The sequence below is a fragment of the Lysinibacillus sp. UBA6686 genome (assembly GCF_002455205.1).
Taxonomy (GTDB): domain Bacteria; phylum Bacillota; class Bacilli; order Bacillales_A; family Planococcaceae; genus Lysinibacillus; species Lysinibacillus pakistanensis.
Window position 1 is genome coordinate 13,257 of sequence record NZ_DKJS01000036.1, and the last position, 20,343, is coordinate 33,599.

General features: G+C 36.9%; 17 protein-coding genes, 1 pseudogene and 1 other annotated feature. Of the genes and pseudogenes, 11 read left to right on the plus strand and 7 right to left on the minus strand.

The genetic code is table 11. The annotated features are described in order from the left end of the window. Positions 1–162 precede the first annotated feature (162 nt). Positions 163–1,953 carry a hybrid sensor histidine kinase/response regulator transcription factor gene (locus B2R82_RS08770; protein ID WP_286924556.1) on the minus strand — a complete coding sequence of 597 codons (1,791 nt, stop codon included), beginning with the start codon at positions 1,951–1,953 and terminating at the stop codon, positions 163–165. Between the two features lie 200 nt (positions 1,954–2,153). Between B2R82_RS08770 and B2R82_RS08775 the strand changes: the two genes are divergently transcribed. The 3 genes from B2R82_RS08775 to B2R82_RS08785 all read left to right on the plus strand — a co-directional run bounded on the left by B2R82_RS08775 (position 2,154) and on the right by B2R82_RS08785 (position 4,778). After that, entirely contained in the window at positions 2,154–3,065 is a 912-nt protein-coding gene (locus B2R82_RS08775) for an ABC transporter ATP-binding protein (protein ID WP_286924495.1), read from the plus strand. Next, a complete protein-coding gene (locus B2R82_RS08780) occupies positions 3,062–3,997 on the plus strand; it encodes an ABC transporter permease (protein ID WP_286924496.1) in 936 nt (311 codons plus the stop codon). The genes B2R82_RS08775 and B2R82_RS08780 overlap by 4 nt, the downstream gene beginning before the upstream one ends. Positions 3,998–4,070: 73 nt before the next feature. After that, positions 4,071–4,778: a hypothetical protein gene (locus B2R82_RS08785; protein WP_286924497.1), complete on the plus strand. Its 708-nt coding sequence runs from the start codon at positions 4,071–4,073 to the stop codon at positions 4,776–4,778. 411 nt (positions 4,779–5,189) lie between these two features. Here the strand turns inward: B2R82_RS08785 and B2R82_RS08790 are convergent, their stop codons facing one another. From B2R82_RS08790 to B2R82_RS08805, 4 genes and pseudogenes are all read right to left on the minus strand, one after another. Further along, positions 5,190–5,450 (minus strand): hypothetical protein, encoded by a 261-nt coding sequence (locus tag B2R82_RS08790; protein WP_286924498.1) that lies wholly within the window; start codon positions 5,448–5,450, stop codon positions 5,190–5,192. Next, positions 5,416–5,731, minus strand: a pseudogene (locus B2R82_RS24095) (site-specific integrase); the annotation flags it as partial. The pseudogene B2R82_RS24095 and the gene B2R82_RS08790, both read right to left, overlap by 35 nt. Before the next feature lie 221 nt (positions 5,732–5,952). Beyond that, on the minus strand, positions 5,953–7,107 hold the full coding sequence (gene ldmS / locus B2R82_RS08800) for an L-aspartate--L-methionine ligase LdmS (RefSeq protein ID WP_286924499.1): 1,155 nt from the start codon (positions 7,105–7,107) through the stop codon (positions 5,953–5,955). Between the two features lie 106 nt (positions 7,108–7,213). Continuing rightward, complete coding sequence (locus tag B2R82_RS08805; RefSeq protein ID WP_286924500.1) at positions 7,214–7,804, minus strand: GNAT family N-acetyltransferase; 591 nt, start codon at positions 7,802–7,804, stop codon at positions 7,214–7,216. 95 nt (positions 7,805–7,899) lie between these two features. Here B2R82_RS08805 and B2R82_RS08810 point away from each other — a divergent pair, with 95 nt between their 5' ends. The 4 genes from B2R82_RS08810 to B2R82_RS08825 all read left to right on the plus strand — a co-directional run bounded on the left by B2R82_RS08810 (position 7,900) and on the right by B2R82_RS08825 (position 12,541). Continuing rightward, on the plus strand, positions 7,900–9,258 hold the full coding sequence (locus B2R82_RS08810) for a PLP-dependent aminotransferase family protein (RefSeq protein ID WP_286924501.1): 1,359 nt from the start codon (positions 7,900–7,902) through the stop codon (positions 9,256–9,258). 165 nt (positions 9,259–9,423) lie between these two features. Then, a complete protein-coding gene (locus tag B2R82_RS08815) occupies positions 9,424–9,942 on the plus strand; it encodes a DUF3221 domain-containing protein (RefSeq protein ID WP_286924502.1) in 519 nt (172 codons plus the stop codon). A 474-nt stretch (positions 9,943–10,416) separates the two neighbouring features. Then, the gene (locus B2R82_RS08820) at positions 10,417–11,223 is read left to right on the plus strand and encodes an EcsC family protein (RefSeq protein ID WP_286924503.1); all 807 of its coding nucleotides are present in this window, start codon (positions 10,417–10,419) and stop codon (positions 11,221–11,223) included. A 52-nt stretch (positions 11,224–11,275) separates the two neighbouring features. Next, positions 11,276–12,541, plus strand: a complete 1,266-nt coding sequence (locus B2R82_RS08825) for a hypothetical protein (protein WP_286924504.1) — start codon at positions 11,276–11,278, stop codon at positions 12,539–12,541. A 47-nt stretch (positions 12,542–12,588) separates the two neighbouring features. Here B2R82_RS08825 and B2R82_RS08830 read toward each other — a convergent pair whose 3' ends face one another. After that, complete coding sequence (locus B2R82_RS08830) at positions 12,589–13,557, minus strand: quinone oxidoreductase family protein (RefSeq protein ID WP_286924505.1); 969 nt, start codon at positions 13,555–13,557, stop codon at positions 12,589–12,591. A 75-nt stretch (positions 13,558–13,632) separates the two neighbouring features. Between B2R82_RS08830 and B2R82_RS08835 the strand changes: the two genes are divergently transcribed. From B2R82_RS08835 to B2R82_RS08845, 3 genes are all read left to right on the plus strand, one after another. Then, entirely contained in the window at positions 13,633–15,270 is a 1,638-nt protein-coding gene (locus tag B2R82_RS08835; protein WP_286924506.1) for an ABC transporter substrate-binding protein, read from the plus strand. After that, positions 15,267–15,908 (plus strand): hypothetical protein, encoded by a 642-nt coding sequence (locus tag B2R82_RS08840; RefSeq protein ID WP_286924507.1) that lies wholly within the window; start codon positions 15,267–15,269, stop codon positions 15,906–15,908. The genes B2R82_RS08835 and B2R82_RS08840 overlap by 4 nt, the downstream gene beginning before the upstream one ends. A gap of 17 nt (positions 15,909–15,925) precedes the next feature. Beyond that, positions 15,926–16,191, plus strand: a binding site (T-box leader). 68 nt (positions 16,192–16,259) lie between these two features. Continuing rightward, positions 16,260–17,504 carry an MFS transporter gene (locus B2R82_RS08845; RefSeq protein WP_286924508.1) on the plus strand — a complete coding sequence of 415 codons (1,245 nt, stop codon included), beginning with the start codon at positions 16,260–16,262 and terminating at the stop codon, positions 17,502–17,504. A 78-nt stretch (positions 17,505–17,582) separates the two neighbouring features. Here B2R82_RS08845 and B2R82_RS08850 read toward each other — a convergent pair whose 3' ends face one another. Beyond that, on the minus strand, positions 17,583–18,311 hold the full coding sequence (locus tag B2R82_RS08850) for an IclR family transcriptional regulator (RefSeq protein WP_286924509.1): 729 nt from the start codon (positions 18,309–18,311) through the stop codon (positions 17,583–17,585). A gap of 405 nt (positions 18,312–18,716) precedes the next feature. Here B2R82_RS08850 and B2R82_RS08855 point away from each other — a divergent pair, with 405 nt between their 5' ends. After that, positions 18,717–20,321 (plus strand): M20/M25/M40 family metallo-hydrolase, encoded by a 1,605-nt coding sequence (locus B2R82_RS08855; RefSeq protein ID WP_286924510.1) that lies wholly within the window; start codon positions 18,717–18,719, stop codon positions 20,319–20,321. Positions 20,322–20,343 lie beyond the last annotated feature (22 nt).

Genomic DNA, 20,343 nt, shown 5'->3' on the forward strand with positions numbered 1-20,343 from the left:
AAGCTGAACTAAATAAAATAATTAGTTCAGCTTAACCTTTGATTAAAATTACATTTTGGAACATTTATGAAGTGGTACTACAAAAAGATGTGAATATTTGCTGTCAATATCTTAACTTAACTATTTTGTCCAAAATTTCGACTTAGATTTCCTCTTACTTTGTTAAGTTAGGCTCTCAATTTTTGCCTTTTCCACAGCTTCTTCACGGCTATGCACTTGCAATTTTAGGTAAATAGAGGAGATATAATTTCGTATCGTACCTTCCGACAAATGTAGCTTCTGTGCAATTTCCTTATTGCGAAGCCCTTCAGTCAAACACCAGAGAACTTCGATTTCTCGCTCGGTCAGCTCATACCGAGTTTGTACCTTATCTCCTGTCTTGTATTGAAACAATTGATGAGCTATATCTTGAGAGATCATTGTCCCTCCACTATATATGAGTCTAATGGTTGCGGCCAATTCCTTAGGATGTATCGATTTCAACATGTAGCCCTCTGCTCCGATACGAAGAGCTTCAGCCGCCAAGGAAACATCCTCTATTGTCGTAATCATAATGATCCGAATGTTTGGCCATGTCTCTTTAATAAACTTTGTGGCTTCGATGCCATCCATCTCAGGCATGTTGATGTCCATTAATACAATGTCGGGACGATCCTTCTCACATTCTTCGATAGCTCGCTTACCGTCTCCAACAACCCCCACTTCGAAATCCTGTTCTTCTCCTAACAGCAATCTTAGACTCTCACTGACCAAAGGTTGATCATCCGCCAACAAAATTTTTATTTTCTGGCCATCTTCATGAGATGGATTCGGAATCGTGCAGGTTACCACTGTGCCGACATCCAGCTGCGAATGAATAAAGAGTTTGCCTTGTAATGGAGCTAAACGCTCCTTCATACCTGTCAAACCGAATCCATATTGGAGGTTATCTTCACCCCTGCCGTTATCCTGAACCTGTAACATCATCTGTGTGTGATCATATTGCAATAGAACTTGAATTGTACTAGCTTGCCCATGACGACTGGCGTTAGTTAGAGCCTCCTGCAGACAGCGATACAAGGTAAGCCTGACCTGCTTCATAACAGGGTAAGGCTCACCCATTGTACGAAATACAATACGAATCCCAGTATTCGTCTTGAATTCATCCATAATTTGAAGCAGCGCTCGATCCAACGGTAGCGCCTCCTCGATTGGATCCATCTGATGCACCTGACGGCGAATATCATCCAGTCCCTTTCTAGCCAAGTTGAGCATTCCCTGCAGCTTGGCTTCTCCCTCTTTCGAATGAATATGAGACTTAAGTGTCTCCATTCCCAGAATCATAGAAGTAAAGGTATGACCGATTGTGTCATGAAGCTCACGTGCCATACGGTAACGTTCCTCCAACAGAGTCATTCTTTCAATCTGTGATGAATACTGTTCCAAAATCGTGTATTGCTCTTTTATCAACGAAAGCTTCTGCTTTATGGCATTAATCGCTAAGGCTCCTTTTTGCAACGCATAACTTACCCCGTAGAAGATAAGCGCATCTATTATGCCTTGCCATATGACGGGATGTGACAACGATGAACTGAAAGAATCCCCTGCACTTAGAACAAACAGTGTGACAGCGATAGGAATCGAGAACCAATGAGATAGTCTTCGGCTATAGAACGCAATCGTAAAAAGTGCCGGTGGAAACAGACGTATTAGCCCAAAATCATAAGCAAGAAATAATGATACTCCACCAGCAAACAAACACTCGGATATTAGGTATTGATAATAGTGACCCTTCACAAATAAAAAGGGGATAAGATTACACAGTAAAAGAGGAACAAACACTAGCCAAAAAGAAAATGTTGGCTGATCCTGATACATAAAAATGATAACGGCGACTACCCATAGACAACGAATAGCAAGCATAGTCCAGTCCTGCCATGACCACCGATTTTTATTTTTAATTTGAAAACGCATATGTACAACTCCTTTAATCTTTTTGGAATGGAAAAAAACAGTATGAACACGCCCAATTTTCTTTGTCATATCAAGGTTATGACTTCTTGTCACTCGGCTTTATGACAATCTTTCTGCTAGTTTGAAGTTGGATGAGATGCATCCCTAGAATACAGAAAAGTATATCTCATTCCAATTACTAATAAAAGGAGTGGTAGGAATTGTCGCTGCTACAAATTCGTGATCTCACGAAAAAAATAGGAAACAAGGTCATTGTCAATCAGGTAACGTTAAATATGGAAAAGGGAGAAATCCTGGGACTCCTCGGTCCGAACGGAGCAGGAAAAACATCAACAATTCGGATAATTGTCGGCCTAATGTCCAAATCAGGAGGCCAAGTACTTATTAACGGAACAGATACTCATACCAACTTTGAACAAACTATGAAACATGTAGGCGTAATCGTGGAGAATCCGGATTTGTACAAATATTTATCCGGTTATGACAATTTAATTCATTTTGCACGCATGACGCCTGGTGTGACAAAAGTAAGAATTCAGGAAGTCGTTGCACTAGTTGGTTTGGAGCATAGTATCGGTGATAAAGTGGCGACCTACTCCCTAGGCATGCGTCAGCGCCTAGGTCTTGCCGTAGCTCTCGTTCATAAGCCTTCCCTGCTTATACTCGATGAACCTACCAACGGACTTGATCCTGCTGGTATCCGTGAACTGAGAGGTCACTTGAAGCATCTGGCTCAAAAAGAAGGTGTGGGAGTTCTAATCTCTAGCCACCTCATGTCCGAAATGGAGATGATGTGTGACCGGGTAGCTATTATGCAAAAAGGAAAATTGATTAATATTCACAAGATATCAGATATCTCAGAAGATGAACAAACACAAGTTCGATTTGAAGTCGACCGACCAGATCTAGCTGTACAAATCCTTCAAACGCTAATGTCCGGTGATGAAATTACGACAGATCAACGACATATACAAGTCAGCATCGCAAAGGCGCATATTCCAGAGATTAGCCGTAAGTTAATGGAAGCAGGAATTAACGTATTTGGTGTTCACACGGTCAAAAAAACGTTGGAAGACAAGTTTATAGAGATAACAGGAGGGGAAGACCATTGATTTCAATCATTCGTAATGAAAATATGAAGATTTATAAACGAAAGCGAACGTGGGTCATGATTGCAATCGTCTTATTGTACGTAGCGCTTCAAATCGTGAATTTGAAAACGGCTGGAAGTGGCGCTACCAACAACGATTGGAGAGCGCAGTTAGAACAAGAGAATGCGCAATTCCGCAAAGAAGCCACCAAGCCAGATGCGTTGAACATTGAAATCAAGCAGGCGGAAAAACACATAGTGCTGAATCAGTACTATTTAGACAAAGGCATTCCACCTAGCACCAATGGATGGAGCTTTGCAGTGAGCCAAGTGCGGAATATCATTTTTGCGGTTTCCCTCATCTCCATTATTATCGCAGGCGAGATTGTTGCCGCTGAATTCGTATCTGGTACGATTAAGCTTCTATTGACCCGTTCGGCCAGTCGCACTAAAGTCTACATCTCCAAATATGCCGCTGCCATCTTGTTCGGGCTTATGTTATCAGTAGCTGGAATACTAACATCGATTTTCCTTGGTGGTTTCATATTTGGTTTCGATGGATTAGCAGACAGCCATTTCTATGTAAAGAACCAAGCTGTAGAAGAAGTTCCAATGCTGCAAGCTTTACTTGCGGGATATATGCTTAATATTCCATTCTTGCTCATCACGGTTACATTGGCATTTATGATCTCTGCCGCCTTTAGAAGTACAACCTTCTCCATTGTTATTTCCCTGCTCGTCTCGTTGACTGGATTTATTATTTCGATTGCAATGGACGGTTGGAGTTGGACGAAATACTTCGTTTTCTCTCATACTGACCTTACTCCGTACATATACGGAAATCCTTCTATTGATGGGGTAACATTGAGCTTTTCCCTCGTATTTATCGGGATTCATCTGGCGGTCATGTATTTGATATCATACCCTATATTTGTAAAACGTGATGTGGTCTGAGTGACAGCTTCAAGATTAAGCAACAAAATCGGAATTTTAGAACAACCTATCTCTGCAAAAAAGGAGGATAAATATGAACATAATGAAGAAAATAAAGGGCGCTATGCTTGTAGTGTCATTGATGCTGATTGCTGCCTGCGGAGCGAAAGAAGAATCAACGGCAAAAAACCTGGAATTATCGTCAGTCGGTCTGACAAAGCTTGTCATTGACCATCGGAATGGGGAAATTCAGATTTCCGGGAGCTCCGATTCAGATAAGATCGAAGTTGTTGCTTTGGCCAAGGGCAAAGGGGTCAGCATGGATAAATTGGAGCTAAAGTTGGAAGCACAAAAAGATATTGCTTATTTAGATGCACGGTTTAGAGGGCAATTCCTTGCTATGGGATCAGGGTCAGTCGATCTGGAAATCAAAATTCCGAAGCAACTTATGCTGGATATTAAGTCACACCGTGACGGCAATATCCAAGTTTCAGAGTTATCGTCTAGCGCCAAGATTGACAACATCAATGGCGATATTAAAGTATCGAACCTAATCGGCTCACTTGAAATTGATAATCGAGACGGTGACATCATCGCTCGTGATATCGGTTCAAATGTAGTTATTAATAATATCAATGGACATATTGCAGTTGATCAAGTAGGTGGCTCTGTAGAGATACAAGTGGGTGATGGTAGTCTGGATATCAACCATGTGGCGAAAGATGCGTCTATTTCGCAGTCAGGAAACGGAGAAGTTAAAATTGGTGAGATAAAGGGAAAGACTCTTAAGAATAAAAAATAACATCGTAAGAAAACAAATTTAGTCCAGAAGAATAAAAAAAGATTCCTTCCCAAGTTGATAAAGGAGAAATTATTTGGAAAGGAATAAAGAACAAGAGAAGAGCATTGCTTTTTAGCAGTGCTTTTCTTTTGATTCTAACGGATGTAACTGTGAATTTAGAAGTTTAATTTTGATCAATCTTTTTTCAAAATGAATTCTTTATCTATTTAAATTTTTCAAAATGACTTACAATCCACCGTTTTTGATTTTGAGCTACATATTGTTCTAGCGCTATTAGTTGATTCACTAACTGTTCCTTTGTGAGCTGCATATACTTCCTCTTAACCACGTTTATATCACGCTCTGGTGAAATTTTTCGTTATGCTGATTCATCAAATTTTGACGGTTCTACGGCCTTTTTACGTATTTTATTCACTTTATAGGTCTTACTATGTTTTTGGTAATAAATATATAAATCCTCATTACGTTTGTATTTGGATGAATCCCTTTGCAAGTTTGATCAAGTAGCTTAGAATACTCACTAATATTGTGATATGTTACTGGAATGCTTTGATTAACAAGCATATCAATTGTTTCCATACCGATTGAAATGGAACGTTCTCTACGCTGCTTATGAACCTTTTCGAGCCATTGTCGCTTATCGGAATGGGTTATGTTGGATGATTGGTTCATATTGTCGTTCCTCTCTATATTTCTTGATAAGGTCTATTTCTTCAATTCGATTTTTGCTTGCTTTGCCATTTCCTTTGCTTTCATTACTTCGATCTCTAATCCTAATTGTTTAAAACGCTTCTCATATCTTTTGATAATTGAATCACTTCTAAAAGTTCGTCCTCCTGGTCTGGTTCAGGAACTTTTGCTTTACAGCCCAAACATTGCATTTTCGAAGGGCAAACAAAATCTGTCACACATGTCCCACCTATTACTTTATTAAATACACCTACCTTTTCCCTGATAGATGCCCCCTATATATTTAGACTCGTTCTTGCTTGTAAACAATGTTACATACTATCCCTCTATTTTGACCAACGGAAATAAAAAATGTACACCACTAAAAGTTCATTTTAGTAATGTACATTTTATAATATGTGCAACATATTAAACAAGTAGGTGTGAATTTCAACTTCTTGTACCATTACTTGTCTTTAATAATACAGATTAGACCATTCTTTTTCTAATATAACAATTCACGTTCATATGTTTCTATTTTCTCTAATGTATCAGCATACCAGATTCCCACAAATCTCGATTCAACAGACTCAGGAAAATAGTCCCCATCATAAAAGGATAATGGAAATAGGACTCCTTGTGCTATGAATTTTTTGATTGTTTGATAAAAGGATTCATTTTGCTGAGGACTTTGAGCTACATAGGAGGCAAATTTATTAATAGGCTTGCCCAATGCATCATGAAACATTAGCATAGAGGTTGAGCCATTCTGTCTGAAATTCAAATCTATTGCCTGAACGTCTCCAGCCTCGGTAACAATTAAATCAAAGCCTGCTACTCCTACAAAGCCTTCCGCTACTCCTCTTTCCATAATATGTCGCCCCACCTCAATAACCTTTTTCGGTACTTTATCAATGATGATATTTCCTTCATAGATACCATTATCATCCGTTATTTGCTGAGAGGCTCCCAAAAATTGAATACCTAGCTCTTCCGAATATACAAACTGACAGCTATAGTTATCCTTTGTCTGTAATAGCTCCTCAATAATAACGCTCTCCGTACCAGTCATACGAAACTGTCGTAACCCATCTGTGAGCTCATTTTTGTTTTGGCAAATAATGACCCCATACCCTCCAGATGTGGGAGAATCATCACCGGGCTTCAATACGACGGGTGGCTGCCAATTTTTAATAGCATCTGACAGTCTATACGTTTCCACATTTAAACGACTAGGAACAAATTTACTATCAATTAAATGATCAATATATGCTTTTGTATTTAGCTCATTAAATTTCTCTGCGTCCATCCAATAACAATTCCGATTTATATGTTCTATATCATGAATATATTGGCAGACAATGGTTTTCCCCTCCTCACACCAAGCTTGCACTTGTGCAATATACTCTTCTTGTGTTTCATAACTATAAGGCTGTTCCACCCATGGTATCCCTGCCAATTCATGAAGCTCTTGTGCTTTTGCTGTTTGCGTAGCACGATGTACTAACACAGGTATATCTGCTATTGCCACTTCCCTAGATGTTAAGGCGTCTAGTTTATGTGGATCATCCATCATCCAGGGATTATCACTGTATGGCGTTCTCGGTGTATACACAGCATGATTACCGTAAATTTGCCTTAGTGTCAATTTTGGTTTCAAGTAGATTACCCTCTTTCAAGTTTTAGGTATTCTACCCTTCCACTTTATTTTCAACACTTTTTCAGATAAAAATAGATATATAGCGTAATTAAATACTATATTTTTCCTAATTAATAGGAGAATAAACCAATAACTTCTGTAAATGCGTTTTAATCTCTGGCCAATCCTCTTTTGTGATACTGTACATAACTGTATGGCGAATCGTACCGTCTTTACGAATCATATGATTACGTAAAACACCCTCTTTTATTGCTCCAATACGTTCAATTGCCTTTTGAGAACGGTCATTTTCATGGTCGGTTTTAATTTGTACACGTTGCAATTTTAAGATTTCAAAACAATATTGTAATAATAAATATTTACAATTTGTATTGATAGCGGTCCTCCAATAAGCTGGTATCAGCCAAGTTGTGCCTATTTCTAGCCGTTTATGTTTATCATCTATATCCATAAATCTAGTTGAACCGATAATTTGTCCAGATACCTTATCTATAATGACGAATGGAAATTCTGTTTTCTTCTCTTTCGTCGCTAAGGCATTATCCACAAAGCCATTCACATCCTCTATATTTTCCATAGCAGTAGACATGTGCAGCCATATTTCTGGAAAATTGACAGCCTCTAAAATACCCTGTACATCCCCTTTATCCAGTGGTCTTAATAAGACTGTTTCATTTTCTAATGCAATAAAATTCATGAGGCTTCACTCCTTTTTTAACTATTAAACGGCAATTTTGATATGATAGATAGAACCAAAAGTAAAAAAACACACCATACCAGGCGAGGTGCATAATGGAACTTTCCATTTCATTTACTAAAGATACAGCAAAATATGTTCAAATTTATGAAGAAATCAAAGTAGCTATCATCAACAAAAAACTTTGTACCCAGGATAAGCTTCCTTCCAAACGAGCTCTTGCTAAAACATTGAATGTTAGTATCCATACGGTACAGGAGGCCTATGAACAATTACTAGCTGAAGGCTACATCTATAGTAAGGAACGCTTAGGCTATTTTATAGCTCCCTTTGAATTTGAATGGAATCAGCATTTACAGGATCACTCCTTCTCAGCATCAACAGCAAACTCTCATACGATCAAATATGACTTTCACAACGGGCATGTGGATAAAACTGCTTTCCCTATTGCAAGCTGGCATAAGTTGTTGAAAAAACACTTAAATATGGAAAATTTAACGATTAGTCCGTGGCAAGGTGAATGGACATTGCGTGAAGAGATTGCACGCTATGTGGCACGTTCAAGAGGTGTGCAATGTGAGGCATCACAGGTGTTTGTTTATAGTGGTACGCAAAATCAGCTTCAAGCATTATGCCATTTCTTTGGCTCAAAATCACATGTGGGCATAGAGAACCCTGGCTTTAAACGGGTATGTTCAACAGTCCAGCAATGTGGATTGTTCACCCACGCTATTCCTGTTGATCAATCAGGTATTACAATCCCGAATGAAACTCTACACTTGTTATACACTACGCCTGCACATCAGTTCCCACTTGGAATGGTCATGCCTATTGAGCGCCGCGCTGCTATTTTGCAATGGGCTACATCTAAAGAGGCCTTTATTATTGAGGATGATTATGATTCAGAATTTCGCTTTAAGGGGCTTCCCATTCCCTCATTAGCGAAAATGGATCAGCTTCAGCGTGTAATTTATTTTGGCACGTTTTCTAAAACGCTAATCCCATCTCTGCGTATAAGTTATATGATCTTACCTCATTCATTAGTAGATGATTACCAGCTTTTTCATCAAGATCAAAAATCGGTTGTGTCAAAAATCGATCAGCTTGCTTTAGCCGAGTTTATTGCACAGGGTTTATTTGATAAGCATTTAGCTAAAATGCGTACGATTTATCGTAAAAAGCAACAGGTATTACTTGCAGCTATACATGCCCATTTTTCAGAAGAGTTCAAGGTGATTGGTGAAAAGTCAGGGCTTCATATTGTTGTGAGATTACCATCAAGGCTTTCCGAGCAAAATGCCATACAGCTAGCCATGCAAGTAGGAATTGCTGTCTATCCGTGCTCAACCTCTTATCAACAAGGTTCTCACGAGGCAATGGTCATTATAGGCTATGGTGGGTTAACACTTGAACAGATTCAAGAAGGTATCGCTTTACTTGCGTCTATCTGGTAAGCGATTCAATAGTTCATGAAAAGCGTTATGTTTTATAGAAATTGCTTATTTATTGAACTAGACAATCTTTAAAATATTATTATATCCAATGAAAGTATTAGAAAATGACCTTTTATTTAAATCCTAATTTAATACAACTTTTCCAAAAATAAAAGAGGTGTCTGTATGAAAAAATACTTTGTATTGATAATACTACTTGTCGTAAGCGGATGCTCCAATCCAACAACAACAATTGAGGATTACCCCTCTTCTTCCATTTCTGGCTATGTAACAGCTTTACAAGAAGGAAAATTTTTAGTAGTGAGTGAATCCCCAAAATCTAAGGATGCACACAACAATGAAATCTTTGATGCCATTTGGTTTTCATCAGAGGAAAGTGAAGATGTTGAAATCGGGGATTATTTGCATGTTTGGAGTGGTGCTTCCTTTTTATCGTACCCAGGACAAGCTACTGCCACAAAATTTGTTATAGAAGAACAAGAAAGACAAAGAACAAATTTAACAAAAAAAGAAGTTATTCAAAAAGCTATTATTGAGCTTGACAAACTTACTGAAGAACATTATTTCTCCCCAATTTTAACAAAAATACAGTATGAAAAACAAAAAGATAGTTGGAATATTAGCTTTGAAAATATTAATCTAAATAAGCCTTATCTAACTATACATATTAAAGATTCTAAGTAGAATAAGTAAAATCAAGCTTGGGAAAAGCGTCAAAAGGATTTATGATTTTAGGAAAAACTAGGACATATTCCATTTAAAATTTTAGACAAGATAACTTCTTCTTTTCTTCTATTATAAGATAACCACGCGTGTTTATTATCTAATTTCTACCAATAATGCTAAAAAAGAGAGATTCTCATGTATACTGTTAGTTACGACACAAAGCATTGAATCTTTTTTTCGTTGGATTAAGCAAAACTACAACACGTCAAACGTAAAGCTAGTTAAAATTTCACTAAACTATCGAAACCTTTTACCGAATTTCCTCGTATTGTAAATAAAGAAGACTTCATTCAGTAAAGATTTTCCTCATCTCTACTTAATGGTAGTTAAACAAATCGAGCTATCACTGGCAGTTCATCTCTTAATTTTTGAAGTGGTGGTCATACTGTCCGTTTTATGCAGGATCATGCATAACAAAGGGGAATCAACAAAATGGAGAATCAAGAGCAATTAGAAAATCTTTTGCAAGAAATTCAAGCTTGGGAAAAGGATCAAAAGGATTTATGGTTTTGGGAGAAACTTGGACGTATTCCATTTAAAATTTTAGACAAGATGACTCCTTCTTTTCTTCAAAATAAGATAGCCTTACTTGTCGATGAATTAGGGAGCTATGTTCAATCTGGCGGTAAATATTTAATTAATGAACAGGCCATGATGCAAAAAATTCGTAGCACTTCTTCGTTTCAGCATATTTTTGATATTTCCGATATTGGACAAATGCCTTTAGAGGATATGATTGCTCTTAGTGACAAACTACAGGAAGAACGTGTGAAATTAGCAACTGTGCAAGGTGCTTCTACGGGCTTTGGTGGTATCTTTACATTGGCCATTGATATCCCGTTTATTTTAGGAATGGCTTTAAAAACCTTACAAGAAATCGCCATTATTCATGGCTATGATCCAAATGATAAAATGGAACGTATTTTTATTGTTAAATGCCTACAATTTACTTCTGCTGATATCGTGGGCAAGGAGGCTATATTAAAGGAGCTTTCTTCTATGCATGATACAAATCATGCATCAGAAAACATGGTTTCACAGCTTCAGGGCTGGCAGGAAGTATTCTTTACGTATCGAGATCAGCTAGGCTGGAAGAAGCTATTTCAGATGATTCCTATTGCGGGAATGATTTTCGGTGCCTATGCTAATAAGGGGATGATGCAAGATGTATCTGAAACAGGAATTATGCTCTATCGAAAACGAAGAATCGTTGAAAAACTTAATACGTTGAATCAATAGATAATGTAAGAAAGACTCTTTTTCCTTCAAAATACTATCGAGGAGTGAAATCATGACAACAAAATTGACATCAGATGAAGCTATCCGATTTTTTAATGAGCATTTTCCTGAAGGCTGTTCCTATAATGAAAATTATTCACAAGTAGCCGCCATTCGTTCTGGAAGTAATGGTCAAGAAGTTAATCTTCGTTTTCAGCGTTTGGGCAATCAATTACAATTTTTAGCAAGCTTATACGATAAAGCCCCTTCCATAAAGGAACAGGTGAAAATAGCCATTTTAGCTACCTTAACTGCTATGGAAGAATTACAGAATGCCTCTGGTGAATCACTTTTATTTAGCAACGCGACTTTAGGTGGCTCTCCTTCTGGTGGTATTGTGTTAGCAGGCTTAGTAATAGCTTACGAGCGAGTTTACAACGATTTGGATACTATCGACCAAAACCGTCTACTGCATGCAACAGAATCTTTGGCCAATCAAATTGCCTCTTGGATGGATAGCACAGCAAATCCAAGTTTCAATGCTTTAGAGGACGCTGTTGATTGCTGGAGAAATCAAAAATTTGCCAATTTCGCCGTCAATGGCCCTATTTTGCATGTTGGGGGTCTTGGTTTATATTTAGATGTTTTGTCAAGTCATGCTTCTGCTATCGATTATCCAAAATATGATGTTTTATATAAATATGGAACATATGTGATGGACAGATGGTCTACCTTGGACCCTTCAGAAACAATGGCCTCTCTAGCTATAGGTGGCTTAGTAACTATAAATTCAGGTCGCAAGTTTTTCCCTTCATCAGGATATAATGCCTATGTTGGTATGGGCTTAGCTTGGTTAGCTCATGGGATTGCTTATACTGGCTCTACTGAAGTCATACCCGATTGTCGCTTAATCGATGATTCACAAAAAATAAATAATTTTTATAGAAATACTTTTGATTCTCAGCCTGATATGAAGGCCTATGAAATAAGTGAGCCAGCAGATTTTACAGGTGAGCAATTAAAAGAGGAAACCATTCTTGCAGTTGTCGAGCAAGGGTACACTAGAACAGAGATTGATCAATTGCGCTCTGCTCATCTTGATAGCTCTACCGGTTATTTATATACCCTCTCTTGGAATGGCGATGCGGCTTTTTTAATAGCATTGGACAAGGCTGTTAGAACTTCAGGCGAAACTGTGTTTTTAGCAAATGAGGTCAATGACGGCTCATCCGTAATTGTCGCGTACGCACGCGTAGGTGAGGCTGCTGCACATAGGGCTATGGCTGGATTTGCCGGTATGCTTCAACGTGGCATCTTGACCGTCACTGATGGAAAATAGAAACAATCAGCTCTCTGTACAATCATCCTACAGAGGGCTGACATATTTTATATTTTTATTAAAATCTTCCCTTGATGCTGACGACTTTCCATTAACTTATGCGCTTCTTGCATATCCTCTAATGCGAAAACTTTAGCAACTGGTACTTGAAAGCTCTCATTCTTTAATATAGTAAAAATATTTTGGGCAACCTGCTGCAATAACTCAGGCTTAAGCTTTCGGGAAGTTCCTAGACTAAAGCCCTTGATATTCCGGCAACTATTATGTAAATCTGAGGTCATGATTTGCCCAGCTCTACCACCGCTATTCCCAAATTGCACAAGGGTACCATATGGAGCTAAACAACTTAAGCTTTCTTCCGTTATATGGCCCGCAATAGAATCAAAAATGATATTTACACCAAGTCCATTTGTACAGTCATTGACTTGCTCACTAAAATTTTCATAGGTTAACACCTGATGTGCACCAAGCTCATAAACAATACTTGCTTTATCCATTTTACTAACCGTTCCAATAATCTTTCTTGCCCCTAGATTTTTGGCCATTTGAATAAGCATTGTCCCTACTCCGCCAGAAGCTGCATGAATTAAAACAGCATCACTTTTTTGAATTGGCGCAATTTGATGTGTCAACAGATAGGATAAAAATAAAACTGTTGGAGCTGCGGCTGCCTTCTCCACTGGCACACCATTAGGGATACGAAATACTAGCTGCTCCTTTGCCACTACAAATTCCGCATAGGCTCCATTTTTCGGAAATGCAATAACAAGATCTCCTTTTTTAAACATACTTCTCTCATCAAAAACCTTTTCAACTACCCCTGCTACATCCAAGCCTAAAATCATTGGAAAATTTGCTTTAGCCTTATTCCCTGTTCTGTTTTTAATATCAGCGAAATTTACACTTGTGTAGGTTGTACGTATTAATACCTCCCCAGAACTTATACTAGGTATTGGGCATTCTACATATTGCAAAACATCAGCAGAGCCAAACTCATTCAAAATCACAGCCTTCATAAATGTCCCCTCCTTGTTATGGTAACATTATAAAAGAGAATATTTTTTATAAAAAGAGACAAAAGGAGATAGTAAATGTCCACCTTTCTTTCGAAAAATAAAACACTTTTCTATTTACTTTCACTTTATTGCCATCAAAAAGGTAGCACTTTCAATCAACAGCAATTAGCAGCTTTACTACATATTAGTACGAAGCAATTAAATCGTTATCTTAAATTATTTCAGCAACACAATTGGCTAACTTATCAAGCAGGAAATGGGCGCGGACACTTATCCAAAATTCAATGGCACCAGGATATTGAAAAAATGATTGTAGATGCTTTGAAACCTCATATTTCAGTAATGACGATGATGGATTGGGAAGAGTTATTTGCATTTCCCCATTTAACAGATTCTCTAGCTATAAGCTTAAAGCAACTATATCAACAAAATATTACAAATAACATCCTATATAATGAACGATTGATAGTGCCTATCTATCACCCTATTTATAATCTTCAACCCAATCATGTGAATGATGCTTATAGTGCCGCACTTATATCCAATATTACAAATCGACTGGTCGAGGCAGATACTAATGGTGCTATTATTCCGTCTCTTGCCCATCACTGGAAAATGAATGGTCAAAAATTGCGTCTTTATCTGCGAAAAAATGTTACTTTCCACAATGGTGATTTACTAACAGCAAAAGACGTCGCATGGTGTTTATGCCAATTACTCCACCTTCCTCTATGGAAGCCCATTCAAGAAATCACAATCGTGGATATGTGGACAATAGATATTATTCTTTCGGAATCTTGCACATACGTGCTAGACTTACTAACCGATATTCAATCAAGTATCTATAAAATTGTAGATAATGTCGTTTACGGAACAGGTTCATTTGCAATTTCTACATATACAGACGATCAAATTATATTAAAAGCTTATGATAATTATTTTGGTATGAAGGCTTTATTGCAAACAGTGGAATTAAACTTACTACCCAAAACCTTAAATTCATTTTTTCAAACAAATTTCTCTACTTCTATTCATCATAAAAAGATGAATATCCAAAATGGGATTTGTGCCATTATATTAAATAAAAATACAGAGGTTTGTTCTACTAAAGCTCAAAGACAGCACATAAAAAACATTATACATAAGCACTTATTTACATTGCTTCAAAAGGATTCATCCTTAAAAAATCATTTAAGCTATTTTAGTAGTAATATCCCACCACTATGTAGAAATGAAAATTTAAAAATTACTGTTTCGAAAAGAAAGAGCAAATTGAACCAACTATTAATTTCATCTTTTAAACGATATGGTTATCAACCACAAGTGGATACATTAACACTATCTCAATATATTAAATATAGTCTACAACAGCTTAATCATGATGTATTTGTGTATACGAATGTTGTATCTATTCCAACAGCCTTTCATAAATTACAGGCTATGTTCAGCCCAGACTCCCCTATTTATAAAGTCTGCAAAGATGATTTATATTTTAACAATATACTTAACCAATTCAAATGTGCTTCAAAAACAGAATGGCCATTACTGTATGATGCTCTAAACGACTATTTAATGGAAGAAGCCATTTTGATACCATTATTTACAAATATTGATGAAATACCTTTTGCTCATGATATTTTAGAATTAAACTTTAATTACTTAGGGTATATTGATTTTTCAACCATTTGGTATGATAAGGAGGAATCTTTATGAAAGTTAAACAAAGAAAAGCTCAATACAATAATATCCCATACAATTTTTTTGATAATACGAGTAACAAAGTTTGCTTTATGTTCTCTGGCACAGGCTATACCTATGACAGACCGCTTCTTTATTACTCTACTCAGTTAATGCTAGAGCTGGGCTATGATGTTGTACAGGTGTGCTATGCATTTGAGCAACAGCAGTTTGAACAGGATCCAAAAGCTATATCAGATATGGTTTATCAAAAAGCAAACACTATCGTAGAATATATTTTACGCACAAAACCTTATCAGGAAGCTGTATACATAGGCAAATCACTTGGAACATTACCGATTATTGATTTTTATATGCAGCAGTGTCCAGCTATATTTTCCCGCTATGTTATTCTCACCCCACTGCTGTCATTTGAGCATATTGGACAAAGCCTTATAGACAAAAATACATTTCTAGCAATTGGAACGGCTGATCCTCATTATTCGAAGGAAATAGTCGAGCAACTTTCTTCCCATCATCTTTCTATTATCGAAAGTGCGGATCATTCTCTTGAAATAACAAATAACACCGTAGAATCCATAATTATATGTCAGACATTATTAGCAGAGCTAAAAAAATACCTAAAGAAAACTAGTGCTTTACCAAAATTATAGATTTATGCTACAATATGCAAAATACAATGAAGAGAAGAGTAAATAAGGCTGTTCTTCCCAGAGAACTCGGGATGCTGAAAACGAGTAAGAACGAATTATTGAAACAAGTCTCGGAGTAGCGCATTGGATTTCTGCATAGAATGATGGTGCGACGGGAGCTCCCGTTACAGAGGAACAGTATAAGCATAAGTCGTTATGCCGTACTGAAAAGGCTATTATGGTGACATAATGGCGAACTAGGGTGGCACCACGTGAATATAAATTCCACAATCTCGTCCCTAAGACAAATCGTCTTGGGGGTGGGATTTTTTTTATTTTGCAAATTATGACTTTGCTTAAGGAGGAATTTATATGAAAAAATCTTTAGAGACATGGCGCTATCCTGTCATTCTATTGTGTAGTATTGGTATCTCTAGTATTGGTGAATGGATCTATTTTATCGCCTTAAATCTCATTGTTTTAAAGCTTACAGAATCAGCTCTTGCTGTCTCTGGCTTGTATATTGTCAGAGCATGCTCATCCTTGCTCACTAATTTTTGGTCAGGAAGCCTAATCGACCGTTATAATAAGAAAAATTTAATGATTATTTTAAACCTTTTTCAATCTATACTAATCGTTTTACTCCCTTTCTTTTCTAGCTTAGTATCGATTTATGCCTTAGTGTTTATCATTACAGCTGCTAGCTCTATGTATCATCCAACTTCTATGACTTATATCACTAAATTGATACCTATTGCACAACGGAAACGTTTTAATTCATTGCGTAGCCTTCTCGATTCTGGTGCATTTCTAACTGGGCCTGCTATTGCTGGTTTGCTTTTTACACTTGGGACACCCAATATGGCAATATACTTAAATGCAATTGCCTTATCTCTATCAGCCTGTATAACCTTTAAAATGCCAAATGTTGAAGCCCATGAAAAATTTGATGGTGATACAGAAAAAGCATCGCTTTATCGTGTATTACTGCATGATTGGCAAATGGTCACACGCTTTAGCTTTAAAAATCGCTACGTAATGATGATCTATATGTTGTTTAGTGCTACCGTCGTCTTAATGACAGCAACGGATTCTTTAGAGGCAGCTTTTGCAACACAAGTACTAGCTTTATCAGAGGGGCAATATGGAATGTTAGTCAGTCTCGCAGGAGTAGGTGTTTTAATTGGCTCTTTAACCAATTCAGCTTTTGTTGAAAAAATTCCTACTGCATGGCTGATCGGTATGGGGGCTCTTATAACAGCATTAGGCTATTTAGTGTTTACTTCATCCTTTACTTTTCTTATTGCAGCTTTGGGATGCTTTCTATTGTCATTTGCAACGGCTTTTGCGAATACAGGGTTTTATACATTTTATCAAAATAACATTCCTTCTAAGATCATGGGCCGAATTGGAAGTATTTATGGATTCTTTGAAGCTCTTTTTATTATTATATTTACTGCTATATTTGGTTTAGTTGCTGAATGGATGACAATCCGTGTAGTTGTCGTTAGTGCTTCCTATATGATGTTGTTTATCGCCGTTATACTACTATTGTTAACGATACAACGTTCAAAAAGAAGCTACTATCAAGGTATTGTGAGTAGTAGGAAACAGTAATTCAAAAAGGAAGTAGATAAAAAAATTAACCATCTAATGTCGGCTTAATATTGACACTAGATGGTTATTAAAAAGTTTTTATATAAATCCTAATTCATGTGATAGCTGCTGTGCCGTTTTCATGACCTCTTGTGCTATACTCTCTAATTTTTCAGCATCTGTATCGTATTCAAAACACTCTGCACTAATTGCTGCAATAGGTTGTTTATTTGAATCAAAAATAGGTGCTGCTATTGATACTGTCCCCTTTGTTTTTTCCCCAAAGCTTATGGCAAAGCCTTTATCTCTCACACCATTCAGATTCTCAATCAATTCTTCTTTCTCCTGCTCCTTAAGCTGTTTTAAAAATTGCTGCTGTAGATCACTTTTAGAAAATGCAAGCAATACTTTATTAGGAGCTCCAATAGGATATGGAATTTTCTCGCCAATCATATCGATAATACGAACATTTTTAGGACTATCAATTCGATCAATAATAATGGATGCAAACTGTTTCGCAATACTTAAGTAGATAGTTTCACGAACATTATGGGCAAGGTTTTCTAAGAGAGGATGCGCTTTTTCCCTGATATCTGTTTCGTGATACATTTTCATGCCAAGCTGTAACCAAGTATAGCCAAGTCTAAATTCCTTTTTATTGTCATTCCTCTCTACTAAATCAAAGCTTTCTAATGTATATAATATTCTGTAAATTGTGCTAGTTGGTAATTCTGTTTCATTAAAAATTTCCTGCACAGAAAAAAAACGTTTTGGATGTCTTGCCAGCATATTTATGACTAACATTGCTCTTTCTATTGATTGAATCATTACATTTTCTCCCTTCCATTATCCTGTATTGACCTCTATTCTAATGCTTTTACAGATCCAAAATAGCTGTTAGGGGAATAATTAAGAAATTACAATACATGCCTTTGATGTACTTTAAAATAAAGCCCCTGCTTTTGAACGTAGTTTCATTTAATTTTAACTAATTTTTAAATATTTAAATAGATACTAGATGAAATATGTATATAGGAATCCACCTAATTAGTACGGAAAATTACAAGTATTCATAAAAATTAAAATTGACAATTTTATATTTTCCCTTTACGATAATTTATATTCCACTATGCAGATTAAATTTCGTATAGTGGAATATATAGTGATCAAAAATATCTTGCTTAATAATTAATATCTAAAAAATTCACAGTCTACTATAAAAGGAGCAATAAAATGAATACTTATATGTGGAATACACCTGAAAAACTACGTGCCCTACTATGTGAAATTGTTAGCTGGGAAAGCAGAACTTTAACAAAGGGAGAAAATGAATTCGCCTATAAATTAAAAGAAAAATTGTTAACGCTTCCATACTATAAAAAACATCCTGAGTTCATTGAGTTACACGATGCAGGACTTGGAAGAAATGCTGTTACGGCCTTATATAAGCATCCAACTGCAACTGAAACAGTTGTGTTAATAAGTCACTTTGATACAGTGCATACAGAGGAATACGGAGAGCTAGAGCCATTAGCTTTTTATCCAGAAGAATTAACTAAAAAGTTGATGGAACCTAAATATAAAAAAGATTTACCAGAGGCAGCTAGAATGGATTTGGAGTCAGGCAATTATTTGTTTGGACGCGGCACAATGGATATGAAAATGGGACTGGCATTACACATGCAGTTGGTTGAAAAAGCAAGCTTTGAGCAATGGCCCATTAATCTGATTTTGACAGCTGTTCCTGACGAGGAAGTCAACTCTGCTGGAATGAGAGCAGCAGTTGTAGAGCTTGTGAGAATACGAGAACAACATGGTTTAACTTATAAATTATTTTTAAATAGTGAACCGTCCTTTTCACAAGGGCCATCCGATACGAATGAATATATCTATTCAGGAACAATTGGTAAGATCATGCCAGCTGCACTGTTCTATGGTAAGGAAACCCATGTAGGTGAACCATTAAAAGGGATGACGGCTAACTTTATTGCTTCCTATATGACACAGCATATGGAGTGGAACCCACTTTTCCGTGAAACAGATTTGGGTGAAAGTACACCATTACCAGTCTCTTTACAATTAAAAGATTTGAAAATGGAGTATTCTACACAAACACCATACCGTGCGGCGGCACTTTACAATGTCTTTTTGCTAAAGCGTACAGCTGCGGAAGTCATGACTATTTTTGAGCAAGTAGCGTTACAGGCTATGGCTGCATGTAATGAGCAATATCAGCAAATTTGTACACGAGAAAAAGTTCAGGGTGTGGGCAACGTAAAGGTATTACGCTACGAAGCACTATTGGAGCACGCTACTCATAAATTAGGCGCTGAAGAAGTTCATGCCATTAAACAGCAAGTTCTGCAGCATAGTGAATGGGATGATCGTGAAAAATCGATTCGCATCGTGGATCAGCTCATGATTCGCTGTCAGGAATTAGCACCAGCGACGGTACTGTTATATGCACCACCCTACTACCCTGCCATTAATTCATCCAATCATCCATTAGTGATACAGTCGATTGAATTAATGAAAAAGACGGCACAAACTTTCGACGTTGAAGTGGAGCAAATTCACTATTTTAATGGTATTTGTGATTTAAGCTATGTGAACTATACAGATAATTCCAATGAGTGGCTAGCATTTGAACGGAACACACCAGTATGGGGGGATACGTATAGTATTCCATTTAAAGAAATGACAGCCCTACAAGGTCCTGTGTTAAATGTCGGTCCATTTGGCAAGGATGCACACCAAAAAACAGAAAGGTTGCATGTAGATAGTGCTTTTAAAGAAATGCCTATGATGATTGATACGTTAATTAAAAGTTTATTTTAAGAGGAACCTCATACAAAAATGG

Excerpts from the sequence above, each read along its gene's own strand:
- B2R82_RS08770 (WP_286924556.1), bottom strand. The coding sequence starts at position 1,953 with ATGCGTTTTCAAATTAAAAATAAAAATCGGTGGTCATGGCAGGACTGG.
- B2R82_RS08785 (WP_286924497.1), top strand. The coding sequence starts at position 4,071 with ATGAACATAATGAAGAAAATAAAGGGCGCTATGCTTGTAGTGTCATTG.
- B2R82_RS08790 (WP_286924498.1), bottom strand. The coding sequence starts at position 5,450 with ATGAACCAATCATCCAACATAACCCATTCCGATAAGCGACAATGGCTC.
- B2R82_RS08805 (WP_286924500.1), bottom strand. The coding sequence starts at position 7,804 with ATGAATTTTATTGCATTAGAAAATGAAACAGTCTTATTAAGACCACTG.
- B2R82_RS08810 (WP_286924501.1), top strand. The coding sequence starts at position 7,900 with ATGGAACTTTCCATTTCATTTACTAAAGATACAGCAAAATATGTTCAA.
- B2R82_RS08815 (WP_286924502.1), top strand. The coding sequence starts at position 9,424 with ATGAAAAAATACTTTGTATTGATAATACTACTTGTCGTAAGCGGATGC.
- B2R82_RS08820 (WP_286924503.1), top strand. The coding sequence starts at position 10,417 with ATGGAGAATCAAGAGCAATTAGAAAATCTTTTGCAAGAAATTCAAGCT.
- B2R82_RS08825 (WP_286924504.1), top strand. The coding sequence starts at position 11,276 with ATGACAACAAAATTGACATCAGATGAAGCTATCCGATTTTTTAATGAG.
- B2R82_RS08830 (WP_286924505.1), bottom strand. The coding sequence starts at position 13,557 with ATGAAGGCTGTGATTTTGAATGAGTTTGGCTCTGCTGATGTTTTGCAA.
- B2R82_RS08835 (WP_286924506.1), top strand. The coding sequence starts at position 13,633 with ATGTCCACCTTTCTTTCGAAAAATAAAACACTTTTCTATTTACTTTCA.
- B2R82_RS08840 (WP_286924507.1), top strand. The coding sequence starts at position 15,267 with ATGAAAGTTAAACAAAGAAAAGCTCAATACAATAATATCCCATACAAT.
- B2R82_RS08845 (WP_286924508.1), top strand. The coding sequence starts at position 16,260 with ATGAAAAAATCTTTAGAGACATGGCGCTATCCTGTCATTCTATTGTGT.
- B2R82_RS08850 (WP_286924509.1), bottom strand. The coding sequence starts at position 18,311 with ATGATTCAATCAATAGAAAGAGCAATGTTAGTCATAAATATGCTGGCA.
- B2R82_RS08855 (WP_286924510.1), top strand. The coding sequence starts at position 18,717 with ATGAATACTTATATGTGGAATACACCTGAAAAACTACGTGCCCTACTA.